The organism is Thiomonas sp. DCM-2, assembly GCF_056820905.1.
Genome location: NZ_CM165962.1, coordinates 3159517 through 3175996, shown reverse-complemented (window position 1 = coordinate 3175996; position 16480 = coordinate 3159517). Strand labels below are relative to the sequence as shown.

The following is a 16480-nucleotide window of genomic DNA, read 5'->3' as shown; positions in this document are numbered from 1 at the left end:
ACGATGGCGGACTACTTCACCAGTGACCACTTCAAGCTGCTGAACAAGTGGAAGGGGCAGAAGCGCGATGAGTCGAACCCCGAGCAGAACCGCGCCTACGAGGACCTGAAAAAGGCCTACGAGGTGACGGAGGCGTGGGCGGACAAGGTCAAGGCGGAACTGTTCCCGGTGGGTCGCGTCGAGATCCGCAAGCGCCCAACCAACCAAGGCAATCACTTCGCCTCCTACAACTGGGCCAAGATCTACCCTTCACCCGAGGCGCCGAAGGAACTGGCTTACACCGTCGGAATCGGGGCAGACGACGGTTTCGTAGTCAAGATCGACACCGTCGGCCTCGACGACTCGGACGCGACGCGGCGGACGTATCTGGCGCTGCGTGGCGCCTATGACAACACGGCCCCCTTCGTTGCGAAGCTCCCGGCGTCCGATGGGCTTGGGAAATCGCTCGACCAACTGGCCGCCTGGAGCGTTGAGGCCATCCGGAACTTCAATCTCCGCTACGACGAAGTGGTGGCCAAACTGAACCTGGGTAAGACGCTGAGCGACGAGGACCTGCTCAAGCATTTCGACGGCAAGCCGGCCTTCCAGACCTTCCGCGCCTCGTGGTCGCCGCAGGACAAGGCTCTGTTCTGCCGTTTGGCCAGAGCGGTGTACTCAGCCGGGCTGGACTGGTGGCACATGGGCAAGAGCATCCAGGGTAACCGGTAAGCCAGCGGCGTTCTTTCGTTCGTTTCGGATCCCACGAAGAATGTTTCCCATCGCAGGGATGAGGAGACATTCGAGATGGAGAACGACGCGGCAGAGGTGGCCGAGGTCAAGCGGCGGCGGCACCTGGACGAGGCGTGCTGGCGCGACGTGATTGAGCGTTTCCCGGCCTCGGGGCTGACGCTCAAGAGCTTTTGTCGGCAGGAGCGAGTGTGTGTGAGCAGCTATCGGCGCTGGCGTGAGCGGCTGTCGGGCAAGGTGAAGGCTGCGCCCGTGACGGCCAAGACTGGGCGTATGGAGCAGCGTGCCGCGGGGTTCATCGAGTTGGGCGAAGTCGGTACCGGCGGCATGCATGCGCCCATGGAGTTGCGGCTGGACCTGGGCGGCGGCATGAGCCTGCATCTGGTGCGCCGCTGATGTTCTTTCCTGAGGGGCGCATCCGGGTCTTCTTGTATGGGCAGCCTGCCGACATGCGCAAGTCCTACGACGGGCTGTACGCGCTGGCGCGCCAGGGCTTTGAGGTCGACCCGCTGGGCGGGCATCTGTTCGTGTTCGCGAACCGTCGGGCTGACCAGATCAAGGTGCTGTACTTCGATCGCAGCGGCTGGTGCGTGTGGAGCAAACGGCTGGAGGCCGGCCGCTTTGTGCGCGACTGGGGCGGGCAGCGCAGCGCCGAGATCGACTTCACCGCGCTCAAGCTCCTGCTCGAGGGGCTGCAGGTGACGCGGCAGTTCAAGCGGCATCGACACGTGGAGTGGCGATAACGGGTTTTGCAATGTGGCAAAGCCCGATTCCCTTCGGGCTTTGCCATGGGCACAATGCTTTCATGCGTGCAGACCCCGCTCAAGTGCAGACCTATACCGCCCAGATCGTGGCGGGCATGGCGGTTGAGGCTCTCGTGCGGTTGCTGCAATCGCAAGCGCAGACCATCGTTGAGCAGCAGCGGCAACTGGCGTGGTTCAGGCGACAGATCTTCGGCAGCAAGAGCGAACGGCTGCAGAGCGTGGCCGATGCGCAGCAACTTCATCTCGGCCAGATTCTGGGTGATCTGCCGATCCCGCCACAAGCCCCCGAGGCTGGACGCCAAGTGGCCGGGCACACGCGGCGCGCACGCACGACAGATTGTGCTGGCGACCAGGACGCGACGGCGTTCTTCGACGCCGAGCGGGTCGAGGTGCAGGTCATCCACCTGCCGTGCGCCCAGGCGCAGGGGTTGCGTGCCGAGGAGTACGAGGTCATCGGCGAGAAGGTCAGCTACCGCCTGGCGCAGCGCCCGGGCGCCTATGTGGCGCTCAAGTACGTGCGCCCGGTGATCAAGCGGCTCGACACCGCGACCCTGCACTGCGCGCCGGCGCCGGCCAGCGTGTTCGAGGGCAGCCGCGCCGACGTGAGTTTCGTCGCCGGCATGGCGGTGGACAAGTTCCGCTACCACCTGCCGCTGTACCGCCAGCATCAGCGGCTGGCCGATGCCGGCTTCAAGCTCAGCCGGGCCTGGTTGACCCAGCTCATGCAGCAGACTGCGGCGCTGCTCGAGCCCATCGTGGATGCGCAGCTGGCCTCGATCCTGGGCGGGCATGTGATCACGATGGACGAGACCCCGATCAAGGCCGGCCGCGCCGGGCCGGGGAAGATGAAGGGCACGTACTTCTGGCCGGTGTATGGCGAGCACGACGAGGTGTGCTTCCCCCACTTCGCCTCGCGCCGCCATGAGCATGTGAGCCAAGTTCTTGGACAGTTGCCCAGTGGCACGGTGCTGCTGAGCGATGGCTACGCGGCCTATGCCCGCTATGCGAGGCAGACCGGAGTCACCCACGCGCAGTGCTGGGCGCACGCGCGGCGCCTGTTCTTCGAGGCGCAAGACGCCGAGCCGCGGGCGGCCACGCAAGCCTTGCAGCACATCACCGCGCTGTACCGTATCGAGGCCGAGATCCGCGCCGCCGGGTGGGAGGGTGCGGCCAAGCTGGCGCATCGCGCCACCCACAGCCGGGCGCGGGTGCAGGCGTTCTTCGCCTGGGTCGAGCAGCAGTTCGCGCAGCAGGGCCTGCTGCCGAGCAATCCGTTGACCAAAGCGCTGGCCTACGTGCGAGAGCGACGGGCAGCGCTGTCAGTGTTCATCGATGACCCGGCGGTGCCCATCGACACGAACCACATCGAGCGCGCGCTGCGTCCGATCCCGATGGGGCGGCGCAACTGGCTGTTCTGCTGGAGCGAGGTCGGCGCACGCCATGTGGGCATCCTGCAAAGCCTCATCGCCACCTGCGTGCTGCAGGGTATCGACCCGTACACCTATCTGGTCGACGTGTTGCAGCGCGTGGGCCGACATCCCCAGTCCCGGGTGGTCGAACTCACCCCCAGGCTGTGGACGCAGCACTTCGGGCAGGACCCGCTGTGCTCGGACCTGGACAGGGCCGCGCCCCGATGACGCAGCGGATCTCCACGCGCATTGTTGCCCAGGCGATCCTCACCGTCGACCGCATGGATCTGCGCGCGCGCGAGGCGCTCGCCGACGAGATCCATGCGCACCAGCCCACGCTGCTTGCCAGTGTGCTGGTCCTGCCGCGCCTGGGCGCCAGGCTGGAGCAGGTCGAGATTATCCTCAACATCCTCTTCGTGGTGTACCAGGCGATGAAGATCAGCGGACATGCATGGCCGATGGTCTGCGAGGATCTGCAAGATCGCTGCCTCGACCGCCTCGTGGCGAAGATGCTCTTCCTCGACGGCTTGACCACGCTGCAGCAGGCGCAGGCGCTGCAGCAGCAGATCGACTCCCACGCCGAGCCCAACCTGCTGGCGTTCGTCTACAGCCGCCTGCAGGATCACGACCTGCTGGACGTGAAAACCGATGCGATCATGTTCATGCTTCTGGCAGCGGTGAACCTCACCGAGTGCGTCGCAGCAGTATGCCCATCGCACACCACCAAGGCGGTGCAGCGGCGCACTGCCCGACGCGTGAAGACTGCTGCCTGATGCTGCTGCATCTACCCACCCAATAGCTCGAGCGCAATCACGCCGCTGGCTGAACGCTTACCATCCAGGTGCGCTTCGGGCGCAAGAACCCGGGCAGTGAGCGCGCGGTGGGGGTGCTGGGCGTTGTCCGCGGAACCCGGGCCCGCAAACTGACCTGGACCCGACCCTTAGGACCGGTCGCCAAGCTCAACCGCGAGCTTCTGACCGACGATCTGGTGACGAAGATCGAAACGGCGCTCTCGACCGAGCGCGAATCGCTGGACGACTGGCTGGTGCTCGAAACCGAGCGGCCCGGCCTGTGGCCCGATCAACTGCGGGATGACCCGCCCGATCCGGGTGAAGACATGTACGACGACGAGACCAGCGATAACGAGGAGAGGCGGCAGCCCGTCAACCGCATCTACTACGGCCCACCCGGAACGGGGAAGACCTACGAGCTGTCGAAGCTGCTCAAGCGAGAGTACGAGCAGGCCATGACCGCGGTGTCCGATGCAGAGTGGCGCGAGCAACTGATCGCAACGCGGATCGCCAACCTGACCTGGTGGGAAGGCGCGGCCGCTGCCCTGTACGAACTAGGGGGCAAAGCAAAGGTCGGGCAACTCCACGACCATCCGTTCATCCAAGCCATCGCTGCAGACAAAGGGCGCAGCAAGAACATACGGCAAACGCTCTGGGGCACGCTACAGCACCACACGATCGAAGAATCGAAAACCGTCAACACCAAGCTTCGTCTCGTTCCCGCGGTGTTCGACAAGATGGCTGACTCGACCTGGCAGCTCACTGGTGACTGGAAGGAATCGTGTGCCGACCTCATCGAAGCGGTGAAGGCCTACCAGGCCGGGGCTCCAACGTCCGGTACGGTGCAACGCTACAGCTTCGTCACCTTTCACCAGTCTTACGGTTACGAGGAATTCGTCGAGGGGCTGAGGCCGGTGCTCGATGGTGATACGGAGGCCGGCGAGATCCAGTACGAAATCCGCGCAGGTGTCTTCAAGGATCTGTGCCGCCGGGCCCGGTCGGCACCGGACCAGCGATTTGCGATGGTGGTCGACGAGATCAACCGGGGCAACATCAGCAAGATCTTCGGCGAGCTGATCACATTGATCGAACCCGACAAGCGCGAGGGTGCCGAGAACGCCGTGTCGGTGACGCTGCCCTACTCGGGCGAGACTTTCTCGGTGCCGGCCAACGTCGACATCATCGGCACCATGAACACGGCGGACCGGTCCTTGGCGCTGCTGGACACCGCGCTGCGCCGTCGCTTCGAGTTCGTGCCGGTGATGCCGGATGCCCGCGATGACCCGGGCGCGCCTCTGGCGGGCTTGCGAGTGAGTTCGGGCGAGCAGGTGATTGACGTTCCCCGCATGCTCGATGCCATCAACCAGCGCGTCGAGGCGCTGTACGACCGCGACCATTGCATTGGCCATGCGTACTTCACGCCCCTGGCCAAAATGCCCGATGGCGACGAGCGGCTGGTCGCCTTGCAGCAGGTGTTCAGCACCCGCATCCTGCCCCTGCTCGAAGAGTACTTCTTCGAGGACTGGCAGAAGATTCGCCTCGTCCTGGCCGACAACCAGAAGCCGGAGACCGCGCAGTTCGTGCGCGAAAGCGCCGATCACGAGGACGATCTGGCGCGCCTGTTCGGTGGCGACCACGGCTTGGACAGCTATGCCACGAAGCGCCGCTACGCGGTGCAGGACGCCGCCTTCTCCAACCCAGATGCCTACATCGGCATCTACCAGACCTTGTCGGCCTGACTGCCGGTGCCCCGGTGAACGGCATCACGATCTACGAGTTCGACGCGCTGATGACGGCGGGGTCGGATGCCGCGGATGCTGAGGGTGTGCATCGCATCCCCGACAAGGTCTATGTCTGGCTGGAGGATCAGTGCCTTCGAGCCGCCGAGGCGGGAGAGGCGGCGTGGCTGCGCCTCACGCAACGCCGGGGGCGCCGAGTGGTGCAGGTCACCAGCTTCGTCGGCGTGATCCGCGCACCGCATGGGTTCCAGATCGAGGTGCTGCCCAAGGTCGGCAAGGCCATCGGCGGTGGCGCGAAGGAAGCGCGCCAGCTGCTGATCGAGATGCTCTGCTGCCTGCAGGGTTTCCGTCACGTTCAGACCGACAGCGCCAAGATTTCGGCGGCGCGCATGCCGCTGCTGGAGGTCTTCATCGCGGAGTTCCTCAGCACGGTCGAGCGCCTCGTCAAGCGCGGGCTGCGCAGCGACTATTCGAGCCGGCAAGACAATCTCTTCGCCTTGCGAGGCAAGCTGCTGATAGCGCCGCACCTGCGACAGAACCTGTATCGCGGCGACCGATTCTTCACCGCGCACGACGATTTCTCGATCGACCGGCCGGAGAACCGCTTGCTGCACGCCGCGTTGCGGCGCGTGTTGATGCTGTCGGCGTCCCAGGCCAACCAGCAACTGGCCCGCGAACTGAAGTTCGTGTTCGCGGACGTGCCGGCGTCGACGCAGGCCCGGATCGACTTTCAGCGGGTGCGTCTGGATCGGGGCATGGGGTACTACGCCGACGCGCTGGCGTGGACCCGCCTGATCCTTGACGAGGAGTCACCCCTGACCGGCACGGGCGGCTACCGTGCGCCTTCGCTGCTGTTCCCTATGGAAGCCGTGTTCGAAGCATTCGTCGCCAAGCACCTGGCAAGGCAACTGGCGCGGCCACTGATCCTAAAGACCCACGTCCGCAGCCATTACCTGGTACGTCACCGGGAGCAGAACTGGTTTCGGCTGAAGCCCGATCTGCTGATTCGGGACGGTGGCCGCGACGCCCTGGTGCTGGACACCAAGTGGAAGCTGCTGGACGGCTTGAAGGCGAACGGCAGTGACAAGTACGGCCTCTCGCAGGGCGACTTCTACCAGTTGCAGGCCTACGGCCAGAGCTACCTGGACGGCCAGGGCGATGTCGTTCTGATCTACCCGAAGACCGCCGCTTTCGACCAGCCGCTGCCGGTGTTCGAGTTTCCGAAGTCGGAGGAACTCCGACTATGGGTGTTGCCGTTCTGCCTCACATCGCGACGACTGGCTGTTCCACACGACGCGCCGTTTGCCGATGTGTTTGCGTACAGCGGCACTGCGGAGGCCGTCGACGCGGAGTTGTCAGCTGTTGGTTGACAACTGCCAGCTCGAGGGAGCCTGCTCCATTACTGAATCAGGCAAGCAGGGTAGTCAGGACTGCATTTTCGCTTCGTCGATGGCGCTGACGGTGACGACATGGATAGTGGGATTCAATGAATTCCATCCTACGCAGCCGGTGCGACGTTGCCTGTCGCACCCAGCCCTCACAATTCTGCTCGTTCTATGAAACTGCGCAAAGGCCCAGACTTGATGCTCCTGACAACCCTCCTGCGGCTGCTCGTGGCCGCTCTCCTCGCAGGTCTGACGCTCTGTGCCCAGGCCACCCCGGTGCTGAGCGATGTGCAATACAGCGCTCTGATGCATGCAAACCCGCATCTCGGCGACGCCGACGCAGCGCTCAACGCGGCCTATGCTGCCGCGATCGACGGCTTGAGTGAACCCGACCGATCTGCGCTGCGCAAGGAGCAGTTGCGCTGGATCCATCAGCGCGATGCAGCAGCCGCAGCGGCCGGGCCCATTGACTCTGCGGCATTCGTCCAGGCATTGATCGACCAGACCAAGGCACGCACCGCGCAGCTGGAACGGTTGGTGAAGCCGACCGCTGCACCCAGCGCGCCGACATCGACACCGACGGCAGCGCCGATCGCGTTTCCAAGCACGGTGTCAACAGCCGTGGCCACCGCCCCGCCTGAGGTGGTCGCAGCATCGCATGCGCAGTCTGGATCTGACGCAACGCCAGCCCCTAGCGACAGTCCTCCAGTGCCGGCCACCCCCCTTTCGCTGCAGGCGGTAAAACCCGCGTCACCCACTCCTCCACAATCCAGCTCGCAGCCCCCACAGAAAGCTGCCCACCCGGCCACCGAGTTCCTGGCGCGCCTTGCCTGGGGTGGATTGATCCTCCTGATTGCGCTTGGTCTGACCGGCGCAGTGCGTGGACTGTCCGGGCGCATCGTGGTCTACACCGATTACACCGATGCTGCACTGGCAACGCTGGGATTCTGGGGTGGGTTGCTGGCGTGGGTCGTTCTGAACGCCGCGGCCAGTGTGCTGGACATGCCGCCGCTCGCCAACGCTGCGCTTCCTGCGTTTGTGCTGATCGTCGTCGCCAGTGTCATGGTGTCGGCCCGCACCGCATGGCGGGTGAATGCATCCGCCTGGTCGGCGGTGCTGTCGATCGCGGCCAAGCTCCTGGTCACGCTGGTGTTCATCGCGTATGCGCTGTTGTACCTGTCCACGGGTGTGGATCGCAAGCAGCGCGCGGATGAATCGGACCTGGCCTACGCCCTGCGCATGCAGCAGGAACAGGAGCGGGCGCGCGCCAATGCGGTCAAGTTGGCCGTTCTCACTGGGGCGACGGTGTATCTGGTGCACAAACTGACACGCAATCCCCGCTGTGTCAGCCTGCACGACTATCTGCGCATGGAGCGACTTGCCGGGCCGGCCTGACGGTGCGGCCTGCCCGCACGATGTCTCCCTCTGCAGTCCGTCCCCACCCCCCCCACCTCACCTCCGACCATGTCGACCGAAACCCCCTCCATCCAGCATGCCGCAGACCTCATCCGCGCAGCCGATTCCCTGATCGTCGCTGCAGGAGCCGGCATGGGGGTGGACTCGGGCCTGCCGGACTTTCGGGGAACAATGGGCTTCTGGCGCGCGTATCCCGCACTGGGCCAGAGAGGGCTAGGGTTCACGGATGTGGCTACGCCGCGGGCATTCCACGCGGATCCGCGGCTGGCCTGGGGCTTTTACGGCCATCGGCTGGGCCTCTATCGCCGTACCCGGCCGCATGACGGGTTTGGTCTCCTCCTCGACTGGGCATCACGCAAACCACACGGCATCAGGGTGTTCACCAGCAATGTCGATGGTCAGTTCCAGGCTGCGGGGTTCGACCCGGATTGGGTGAGCGAATATCACGGGTCGATCCACGCGCTGCAGTGCCTGGCGCCTTGCAGCAAAACCACCTGGATGGCAGCGGATTTCGATCCAGTCGTGGACGAAGCCGCCTGTCAATTGCGCAGCCCGCTGCCACGCTGCCCGCATTGCGGCGGGCTGGCGCGCCCCAACGTCCTGATGTTCGACGATTCGGACTGGATCGAAATCAGGCCGACCCTGCGTGCCGATCTGGACCGCTGGGTGATCCGCGCCATGCACCCGGTTGTCCTCGAAATCGGCGCCGGCACCGCTGTGCCCTCGGTGCGTTTGTTCACCGCGCGTATGCACCGGCTGTTTGGCGCGCGCATCGTGCGCATCAATCCGGGTGACGCGACGGTGGCCGAGGGCAGCGGCATCGGACTGGCGATGGGCGCGTTGCAGGCGCTGCGTGCTATCGACGTGGCGATGGCAGATTTGCTCGTAGCGTCGACTGCGTTCAAGAACACAACCTTCCTTTGCGGTGAATCAGTCGTTGCTCTGAGTGCTGAGGGCACCAAGTACTTCGATTTGGATCGGGCGGAAGATAAGCGGCTGCAAAAATGACAGCCTCTAACATGTCAGTTGATGCACAAGCGCTCGATGTTTGCACCGCGCAGATAACAAGACACGCGAGTGATTTTTCGGTGTGCGGCAACATTTCGTCGCTTTCCTGCTAGCGCATGGAGCGACGGACAGTAGGACAGGTAAAATTTTTCCACGGGGGATTGACTACATGAAAATATCAAAATTTCTATTTATTTCCGCAGTTACTTTCAGCGCATCGGTTGTAGGGTTTGCTCGCGCCGATCAGAGTGCAACATGCGTCCCACCGGCACAGTGGACGCAGGCGGAGCAGAAATTCGTACAAGAGGCGAGACAGACCTATACCAGTAAAGGGTTCGCTTTCGACGATCAGCAGGCTTGTGAGGCAGTCGGTGCGATGCGTGCGCGCATGGCCGCGCTGATGGGGAGCGTTGGCGCTCTGCAAATGTTGGCAAATCCAGCAAATGCGCAAGCTCTGCAGCATGCTTTGCCACTGCCTCAAGTGGCACAACAAACCCCAACAATGGGCGGTGCGAACCCGGCACAAGGCGCATCGACCGAAGCGAGCCTCGGTGCCAAGATTGCCGCGCTGCCGCATAGCCAAGGTGGCGTGCAATTCGAAAGATTGCGCGATGGATTTACTGTCAATGGCCAACGCTATGTGGATCCAGAAGGTCGAATTGTGACATTCGGATTCGATTCAAAGAGTGCAGATTTTACAGATGTTGTCCAGGTGTCGCCAACTGATTTTGTGATTAAATTCGGACGCGCCTTGCCTGGAGTAACGCCAATTAAAATCGCTCAAGCTTCCAAGATCGGAAATGAGTGGAGCATCACTACAGTGGCAGGAGAGCGGCTCACCGGGCAAAACATCATTCCTGTGTCACGCGGCTTCGTCGTCACAAGAGATGATGTGGGTTTTCTTTACAAGCCAGGTGAGGGGATCAAAAACATCACTCCGCCGCAAGGCTACACAATTGCGTGGTTCCAAAATGGTGACATTGGTTCAACTGGATACATTTTGCTGGCACGAATTCCCAACTATAATCCAAGCGGAAGCGGATTAGGATCGCTTATCGGTTCGTTTAAAGCGATGGGGGCAGATCTCGGCCTAACCAAGAAAGATGATTTTGCTTTGATGCGGATCAGCGATGGTCATATGGTCCAGATTAATGTCCCGCTCGAAGGACAGGAGGTGTTAGTGATGAGTAACTGCAGGAAAAAGAACGCAGCGATCAATATTTGCAATAATGCGACATCATATAATAGCCTCTATGATCAAAACGGATTCAAAAACTCAGGACATTATTTTTGGCGAATTTATTGGTTTGAGTCTAATGGTCGCCCGATTTCAGTCACAGAGGAGGAGGGCGTTACCAATATTTACCTAACTGACCTAGATACTGGTAGGCGTGTGGTTTTGTTTCATCGTGCTCTGGGGATTACTGATTTTTCTGTGCAACAAGATCCGGACGGCGTAGTTAATGTCGATGCAAAATGGATGTTTTCGAATCATCGCGCCGAGAATGTTGCCACTTTACTTGACAGGACTCCAGCTGTCGCCGCCTCTGGCGTCGTTGCTGAGGGTGCGGCTGCCTCAAGTCCCCTTACGGCTGCCTCTGCTCCGATTGTCGGCGCCTCCGGTGTGAAGTGACCGGTTGACCGGAATGCAATAGAGTAAGCCGCCAAAGGTTCAGCCTCGCGAAAAGGTCCGTACGGATGCCGGCAGCGGTTGGGTTTAATAAGTTCGGCGCCATTGGGCGAAGCGAGGCTTGGCTTGAGTGTTCATCTCGGTTTGTACCGGCGGCATGCTCCGGTTTTCGAGAATCAGAGATCAAATGGCCCTCCGCCGCAACGCCAAGAACCTCCATGAAATCGGCTGGACACTGCTTGCCGCAGGCGGCGGCAGTCTGTTCGCGCTCGCAGTCCTGCGCAGCAGCCTCTTGACACCTCTGCTGGCAGCGTTGCGTCCCTGGGCTTGGTTGATGGTCTCTCTGGGGGCGTTCCTGCTCGGCCTCCATGCGCTGCAATCGGGGCGCGGCAACACAAACGCGCCGCGTGTCGAGCCGGGCTTCGGACGTTCTCTGACGCACAGCCGGCATGCCGCTGGCGATGGGCTCATCGACGATGACCTGCACGACCGCTGGCGTCCTCCGCAATCCACCGCCGAGGCACCGCCGCGCCCAGTCGTCTGGACGCGGGCCGTCTTCGACCTGATCGAATGGCGGCGGTTTGAAGCCCTGTGCGAGGCCTTGCTGCAGCACGAGGGATATATCACCAGCGCGCAATCCTTCGGCCCCGACGGAGGCATCGACATCCGGCTCTACAGCGATGCTGGCAAGGCCCAACTGAGTGGCATCGTCCAGTGCAAGAACTGGACGCGCAACACCATCGGCGAAGTGCAGATCCGCGAGTTTCTCGGCCTCAAGACAGACCACCGCGTGGCCACGGCCCTCTACATCACCTCATCCAGCTTCATGCCCGCTGCGCAGGCGCTGGCCAGCCGCCACGGCCTCACCCTGGTCGATGGGCAGGCACTCTTGCGCCGCATCCAGGCGCAACCACCCGAGGTTCAGCAAACACTGCTGGCCGTCGCGACCGAAGGCGAGTACTGGCGGCCCACCTGTGTGCAGTGCGGCACCAAGATGGTCCAGCGAACCAACGCCAAGACCGCAATCCCGTTCTGGGCCTGCGCCCAGTGTCGGCACACCCTGAGAGCCCGGCGCGGCGAGGTGCCCAGATGAAGCCGGTTCCCCGGGCCACTCTCAGCTGGTTCGCGGTGGCACTGGTCGCGCTCGCGATGGCGATCCGCGCGTTTCGCACGCCGGTGCCTTTTGTGGTGCAACCCCCACCGCACAGCACGGTGCTGCCATTGCCCACATTGCAATCCCAACCGGCACAAGCTGCATCCGGCGTCCATCCCGCCATCACGCATCAAACCTTGCCTGCTGGTGCAAGGCCATCGATCGCAGCCGGGCATCGCTTGCTCAAATGCGTGGTGAACGGTCAGGTCACCTACACCAACAACCCGCAGGAATGCCCTGTGGGCACCGCATCCAGCGTGACGGTCTATCCCACCCAGGGTTACCTGCCGACAAAACCGCTGTCCTGAGTCGTCCGCCAGATCTCGCGCGCTCGTTCGGCGGGTCTGCGGGCAGACCGTCCCTCAGCCCCGATACTGCCCCCACATCCGCTGGATCTCCTGCGCCATCTCGGCCCTGAGCGCCTGCGGCCCCACCACCGTGACCGCCGCCCCATAGCCCAGCAGCCAAGCCTTGAACTGCGGCGAGACGCGCACGATGGCGCTGAGTTCGAGAAGACCATCCTCACGCTGCGCATGCACTTCCTGCGCTCGTCCTATCGGCGCGTCGAGCAAGGGCTGCCCGGCGAAGGCGGTGAAACGCAGCCGCACCCGCTGCTCCTCGCCTCCCAACTGGAACACGCCCGTCGCAAGATACGCGTCGATGTCAAAATCCACCGGTCGTTCGGTCGCCACATCGAGCACTTTGACGCCGCGGATGCGGCTGACCTGCAGCACCCGCAGATTGGCAAAGCGTGCAATCCATGCCACCAGATAGAGGTTCAGATCGCGGCTGACCAAGGCCAGCGGCGAGACAGTCATGCGGCTTTGCGCCCCCTGGGCATTGCGGTAGTCCAGCTGCAATTGCACATCCTCGTACAGCGCCTGGGTGACGGCGCGCAGTACTGCAGGCGAGGCGGCAGGCGGTGGCGCCACTGGTCGGGCGTTGATCACGCGCACCTTGTGGGCCAACCACGCCTGCGCCCGCTGGTCATGCCGCAGCCGCTCCTGTGCCTCTCGGAAGAACGGCTGCAGGGTCTGCACCATGCCCTGTGGCAGCAGCCCCTGGCCGAAGCGGTCGATCCACGCCAGCGCCAGGGCCTCGTCCACGCTCAGCCCCGCAATCGCCCGACGCTGGCTGTTGCGCACGATGCTCCAGCCGTAGGGCTTGGAGCGGTCGTCGCACACCACCTGTCCGAGCCAGGCCGAGCCGTCGCGCAGGAACTCCAGGTCGCGCTCGATGGTGCGTTTCTCGACCACATAGCCCGCCGCCTGCAGCTGGTTGATCAGATCCCGCGCGGTGATCCGCCCCGACCCCTGCGCAGGCAGTCGCTGCAGGATGTCGATGCGGCGTAAAAACGTCTGTGCGTCTAGATTGACGGCCATCAGGCATCCTCCAGTCGAGCCGCCAGCGCGGCGGTGGCCTGGGCCGAGAGCACGCAGTGCAGCTGCCACTGCGCGCGGGTGAAGGCGACGAACAGCAGGCGCTCCAGCCGAGCATCGAGCGCCGAGAAATCCATCTCGGTGAGCACGATCACGGCAGCCGCCTGTCCCTTGAAACGGTGCACGGTCTCCGCCAGCAGCGTGCCCGGGCTGTACAGCGCATTGCCCTGCGCATCGAAACCGGTGAACTGCCGCAGCCTCTGCCCGGCCAGTTCGGTTTGCCGCAGCAGCAGCGACGCGTCACGCCCACGCAGGGTCAACACCACGATCTGCTCGGGGCGCACACCCGCGGCGAGCAACCCAGCGATCACCTCGCCCGTCTTGCGCAGTCCGCCGGGATCGTCGGCCTCGCGCGGGATAAAGGCCGGCAGATCGCCGTCGATCGGGCAGCGCGCCGTGATCGGCGTGGAGCACAGCCCCAGCGCCTGCATGGTCTGCACGATGCGCCGCGGGCTGCGAAAGTTGTCCGGGCAGGACAGACCCACGGCATCGGGATGGTTCCAGATCGTCCGGTTGTACAGACGCTGCCCGCAGTCGCCCAGCAGCCAGGTCTGGCCACCTGACATGACGCTGCGACGCAGCGCGTCGACCCATCGGGCGTCCAGATCCTGCAGTTCATCGATCACCAGCAAGTCCACGTCCGCCGCGCAATCGGCCTGCAACAGCGCGGCTTCAGCCTGGGCATAGACATCTGCCGCGCTGAAGTCCGGCGCTCCGTGCACCGCGCGCCAGACCGCCAGGGCACGCTCATGAAATGTCTCCACCGCCACCGATTCGGGCAGCAGCGCACGCATCTGCAAGGCCAGCGGGCGGTTGAAGCAGACGTAGCGGGCGGCTCGCCCGGCCTGCGCCGCATCCTGCAGCAGACGCAGCGCCAGCTGGGTCTTGCCGGCACCGGCCGTGGCCTCCACCCGGAACAGACCGGTGCGGGACGTCAGTCGGGGCGCCCAGGTGGCCAGGCCATCGGACAGCCGGGTGACCGCCTGATCCAGCCAGCCGATGCGCGCCGTGGGATCGGGCGCGAGAGCAAATGCGCCGTCCAGAAAACGCTGCACGCGTTCCACTGTGGGGGCATCAGGCGGTGCGGACGGGACTGCGGCGCGCACCCGGTCACACAGTTGCGGCAGATCGTGCGAATCGACAATGCGCGCGCGCGGGTAGTTCACGCTGCCGCCCGCAACCGCCTGATCGGGCAGAACCAGCAGCTGCGCAACATAGACATGCAGGCGCTCTTCCTTGAGCCGCTGCCGCAACGCGGCGTGCTGCACCCGGGTCTGCTGGGCGATGTCCTTGTCGCGGTCGCCATACTGTTTGCGCAATCCCTGCGGCCCGACGTCCACCGGCCCGGCCTTGACCTCGAGCAGCACCAGACTGGCGTTGGGCGCCAGCACGATGGCGTCGATCTCGCCAAACCACTGCACCCCATCCTTGAGCGACGACCACACCACGTTGTGAAACACCGTGTGGTCATCGGGCAGTCCGGCCGCGAGTTGGCGCAGCACTTGCAGCTCGCGCTGCATGCCCAGACCTTCGGCATGCAGGCCGTCGATCGGCGGGCGCAGGATGGCCATGGGCGAACCTCGAGCAGTCAAAGGGGAGGGGGAATGCCGGGGGGCATCGCACCGCCGACAGCGGCAGGATAGCCCAGACGCTTATTGCCGAGGCGGCAAGCCAATCGCCGCCAATGCGTACCCCCAGAGCGTTCAATGCCCCCACGGCAGCACCACCGCATACAGCAACAGCCCGATCATCCCGCCCACCAGCGTGCCGTTGAGCCGGATGAACTGTAAATCCCGGCCCATGCTCAGTTCCATCTCGCGCGCGATCTCCCGGTCGTCCCAGCCCTTGACGGTCGATGCGATGTGCGCGGTCACGCCCTCGCGCAAGTCGTGGGCGAGCTGACCGGCAGCCGACAGGATGTGCGCATTGATTGCCTCGCGCAGGGTGGCGTCAGTGGCCAGCTTGGCACCGATGTTGCTCAGCGCCGCATGCAGATGCAGTCCCACATGCGAGTTCGGATCGGCCAGATCCCGCCGCAGCCAGGCCTTGACCTCCTGCGCCAGGCTCTCCACATAAGTGTGCACCGCCGGGCTGTCGATCAACTGGGACTTGAGCTCGGCAACGCGTGCAGCCAGTGCCGGGTCGGTGCGCAGCCGGGCGATGAAGGCGGCGACCTTGTCGTCATACGCCAGCCGCACCGGATGCGTGGAGTCGCGCAGCACCTCCTGCAATTCGTTCATCAGCGCACTGCTGATGCGCTCGGCCATGTTGTCGGCCAGAGAGTCAACCGACTTGACCGCATTGACCATGCCGACGATCGTGGGCCATTCCTTGCGGGCGTACTTCACCAACAGCGCCGAGACCCGCTGCCGCACCTCGGGCTGGTTCAGAAAATCGCCCAGCTTCTCCAGGGTGCCGTCGAGCAGTTCCTGGTGGCGCCCGTCCCGGGTGAGCACGGTGAGCACTTGTCCGGCGGTCTGCGCCGCATCCCAGCGCTGCAATGCATCAAGCACCAAAGCCTTGAGTCCCTGCTGCAAGCGGCGGTCATCAAGCCAGTCCAGCGCCTGCAAGCCCCACTGCCGGGCGGCGTCCACCCAATGCGTGACCCGCTCGGCGTCGCTCAGCCACTCCCCCAGACGCCTTGCCGGGTCGAACACCGCCAGCTTGTCCAGCAAGGTCTTGGGATCGAGGAAGTGATCGCGCACGAACACCGCCAGGGTGTCGGCGATGCGGTCTTTATGACGCGGGATGATGGCGGTGTGGGGAATGGGCAGTTCCAGCGGATGGCGAAACAGTGCCACCACGGCAAACCAGTCGGCCATGGCGCCGACGGCGGCGGCTTCGCAGAACGCCTTGATCCAGCCCCAACCACCCTGGCCGCCAAGGGCGGAGCTCAGCACGAGGCCGGCCAGAGCCGCCAGCAGCAAGCCCAGGGCAATGCGCTGCATGCGCAGCAGCGCAGACACGCGGGGATCCTCCGCGGGAACGTCAGGCGTCGGGGTGGAGACGGTCGAGGACAT

The 16480-nt window shown here is 64.0% G+C and carries 15 protein-coding genes; 12 read left to right on the top strand and 3 right to left on the bottom strand.

Translation table 11 applies throughout. The features are described 5' to 3' along the window. Positions 1 to 3: 3 nt before the first annotated feature. The 12 genes from AC1ZQA_RS15425 (at position 4) to AC1ZQA_RS15370 (ending at position 12329) form a co-directional block, all read left to right on the top strand. Positions 4 to 708 (top strand): hypothetical protein, encoded by a 705-nt coding sequence (locus AC1ZQA_RS15425; RefSeq protein WP_482677713.1) that lies wholly within the window; start codon positions 4 to 6, stop codon positions 706 to 708. A gap of 75 nt (positions 709 to 783) precedes the next feature. After that, complete coding sequence (gene tnpA / locus AC1ZQA_RS15420) at positions 784 to 1122, top strand: IS66 family insertion sequence element accessory protein TnpA (protein WP_482676863.1); 339 nt, start codon at positions 784 to 786, stop codon at positions 1120 to 1122. Continuing rightward, positions 1122 to 1469, top strand: a complete 348-nt coding sequence (tnpB, locus tag AC1ZQA_RS15415; protein ID WP_482676862.1) for an IS66 family insertion sequence element accessory protein TnpB — start codon at positions 1122 to 1124, stop codon at positions 1467 to 1469. The genes tnpA and tnpB overlap by 1 nt, the downstream gene beginning before the upstream one ends. Positions 1470 to 1531: 62 nt before the next feature. Next, entirely contained in the window at positions 1532 to 3127 is a 1596-nt protein-coding gene (tnpC, locus tag AC1ZQA_RS15410) for an IS66 family transposase (protein ID WP_482676861.1), read from the top strand. Next, a complete protein-coding gene (locus AC1ZQA_RS15405; protein ID WP_482676860.1) occupies positions 3124 to 3672 on the top strand; it encodes a hypothetical protein in 549 nt (182 codons plus the stop codon). Before tnpC ends, AC1ZQA_RS15405 begins: the two co-directional genes overlap by 4 nt. Before the next feature lie 68 nt (positions 3673 to 3740). Then, positions 3741 to 5429, top strand: coding sequence for an McrB family protein (locus AC1ZQA_RS15400; RefSeq protein WP_482677712.1), 1689 nt, complete (start codon positions 3741 to 3743; stop codon positions 5427 to 5429). Between the two features lie 14 nt (positions 5430 to 5443). Continuing rightward, positions 5444 to 6799, top strand: coding sequence for an McrC family protein (locus tag AC1ZQA_RS15395; protein ID WP_482677711.1), 1356 nt, complete (start codon positions 5444 to 5446; stop codon positions 6797 to 6799). A gap of 186 nt (positions 6800 to 6985) precedes the next feature. After that, positions 6986 to 8209, top strand: coding sequence for a lysozyme inhibitor LprI family protein (locus tag AC1ZQA_RS15390; protein ID WP_482677710.1), 1224 nt, complete (start codon positions 6986 to 6988; stop codon positions 8207 to 8209). A gap of 153 nt (positions 8210 to 8362) precedes the next feature. Beyond that, positions 8363 to 9238, top strand: a complete 876-nt coding sequence (locus tag AC1ZQA_RS15385; RefSeq protein ID WP_482677709.1) for an SIR2 family NAD-dependent protein deacylase — start codon at positions 8363 to 8365, stop codon at positions 9236 to 9238. A 169-nt stretch (positions 9239 to 9407) separates the two neighbouring features. Continuing rightward, positions 9408 to 10871 (top strand): hypothetical protein, encoded by a 1464-nt coding sequence (locus tag AC1ZQA_RS15380; protein ID WP_482677708.1) that lies wholly within the window; start codon positions 9408 to 9410, stop codon positions 10869 to 10871. A gap of 184 nt (positions 10872 to 11055) precedes the next feature. Next, positions 11056 to 11961: a restriction endonuclease gene (locus AC1ZQA_RS15375; RefSeq protein WP_482677707.1), complete on the top strand. Its 906-nt coding sequence runs from the start codon at positions 11056 to 11058 to the stop codon at positions 11959 to 11961. Next, positions 11958 to 12329, top strand: coding sequence for a hypothetical protein (locus AC1ZQA_RS15370; RefSeq protein WP_482677706.1), 372 nt, complete (start codon positions 11958 to 11960; stop codon positions 12327 to 12329). The genes AC1ZQA_RS15375 and AC1ZQA_RS15370 overlap by 4 nt, the downstream gene beginning before the upstream one ends. Before the next feature lie 54 nt (positions 12330 to 12383). Here the strand turns inward: AC1ZQA_RS15370 and AC1ZQA_RS15365 are convergent, their stop codons facing one another. From AC1ZQA_RS15365 to AC1ZQA_RS15355, 3 genes are all read right to left on the bottom strand, one after another. Then, the gene (locus AC1ZQA_RS15365; protein ID WP_482677705.1) at positions 12384 to 13403 is read right to left on the bottom strand and encodes a helix-turn-helix transcriptional regulator; all 1020 of its coding nucleotides are present in this window, start codon (positions 13401 to 13403) and stop codon (positions 12384 to 12386) included. After that, positions 13403 to 15031: an NERD domain-containing protein gene (locus AC1ZQA_RS15360; RefSeq protein ID WP_482677704.1), complete on the bottom strand. Its 1629-nt coding sequence runs from the start codon at positions 15029 to 15031 to the stop codon at positions 13403 to 13405. Before AC1ZQA_RS15360 ends, AC1ZQA_RS15365 begins: the two co-directional genes overlap by 1 nt. Before the next feature lie 132 nt (positions 15032 to 15163). After that, positions 15164 to 16480 (bottom strand): DUF445 domain-containing protein, encoded by a 1317-nt coding sequence (locus AC1ZQA_RS15355; protein WP_482677703.1) that lies wholly within the window; start codon positions 16478 to 16480, stop codon positions 15164 to 15166.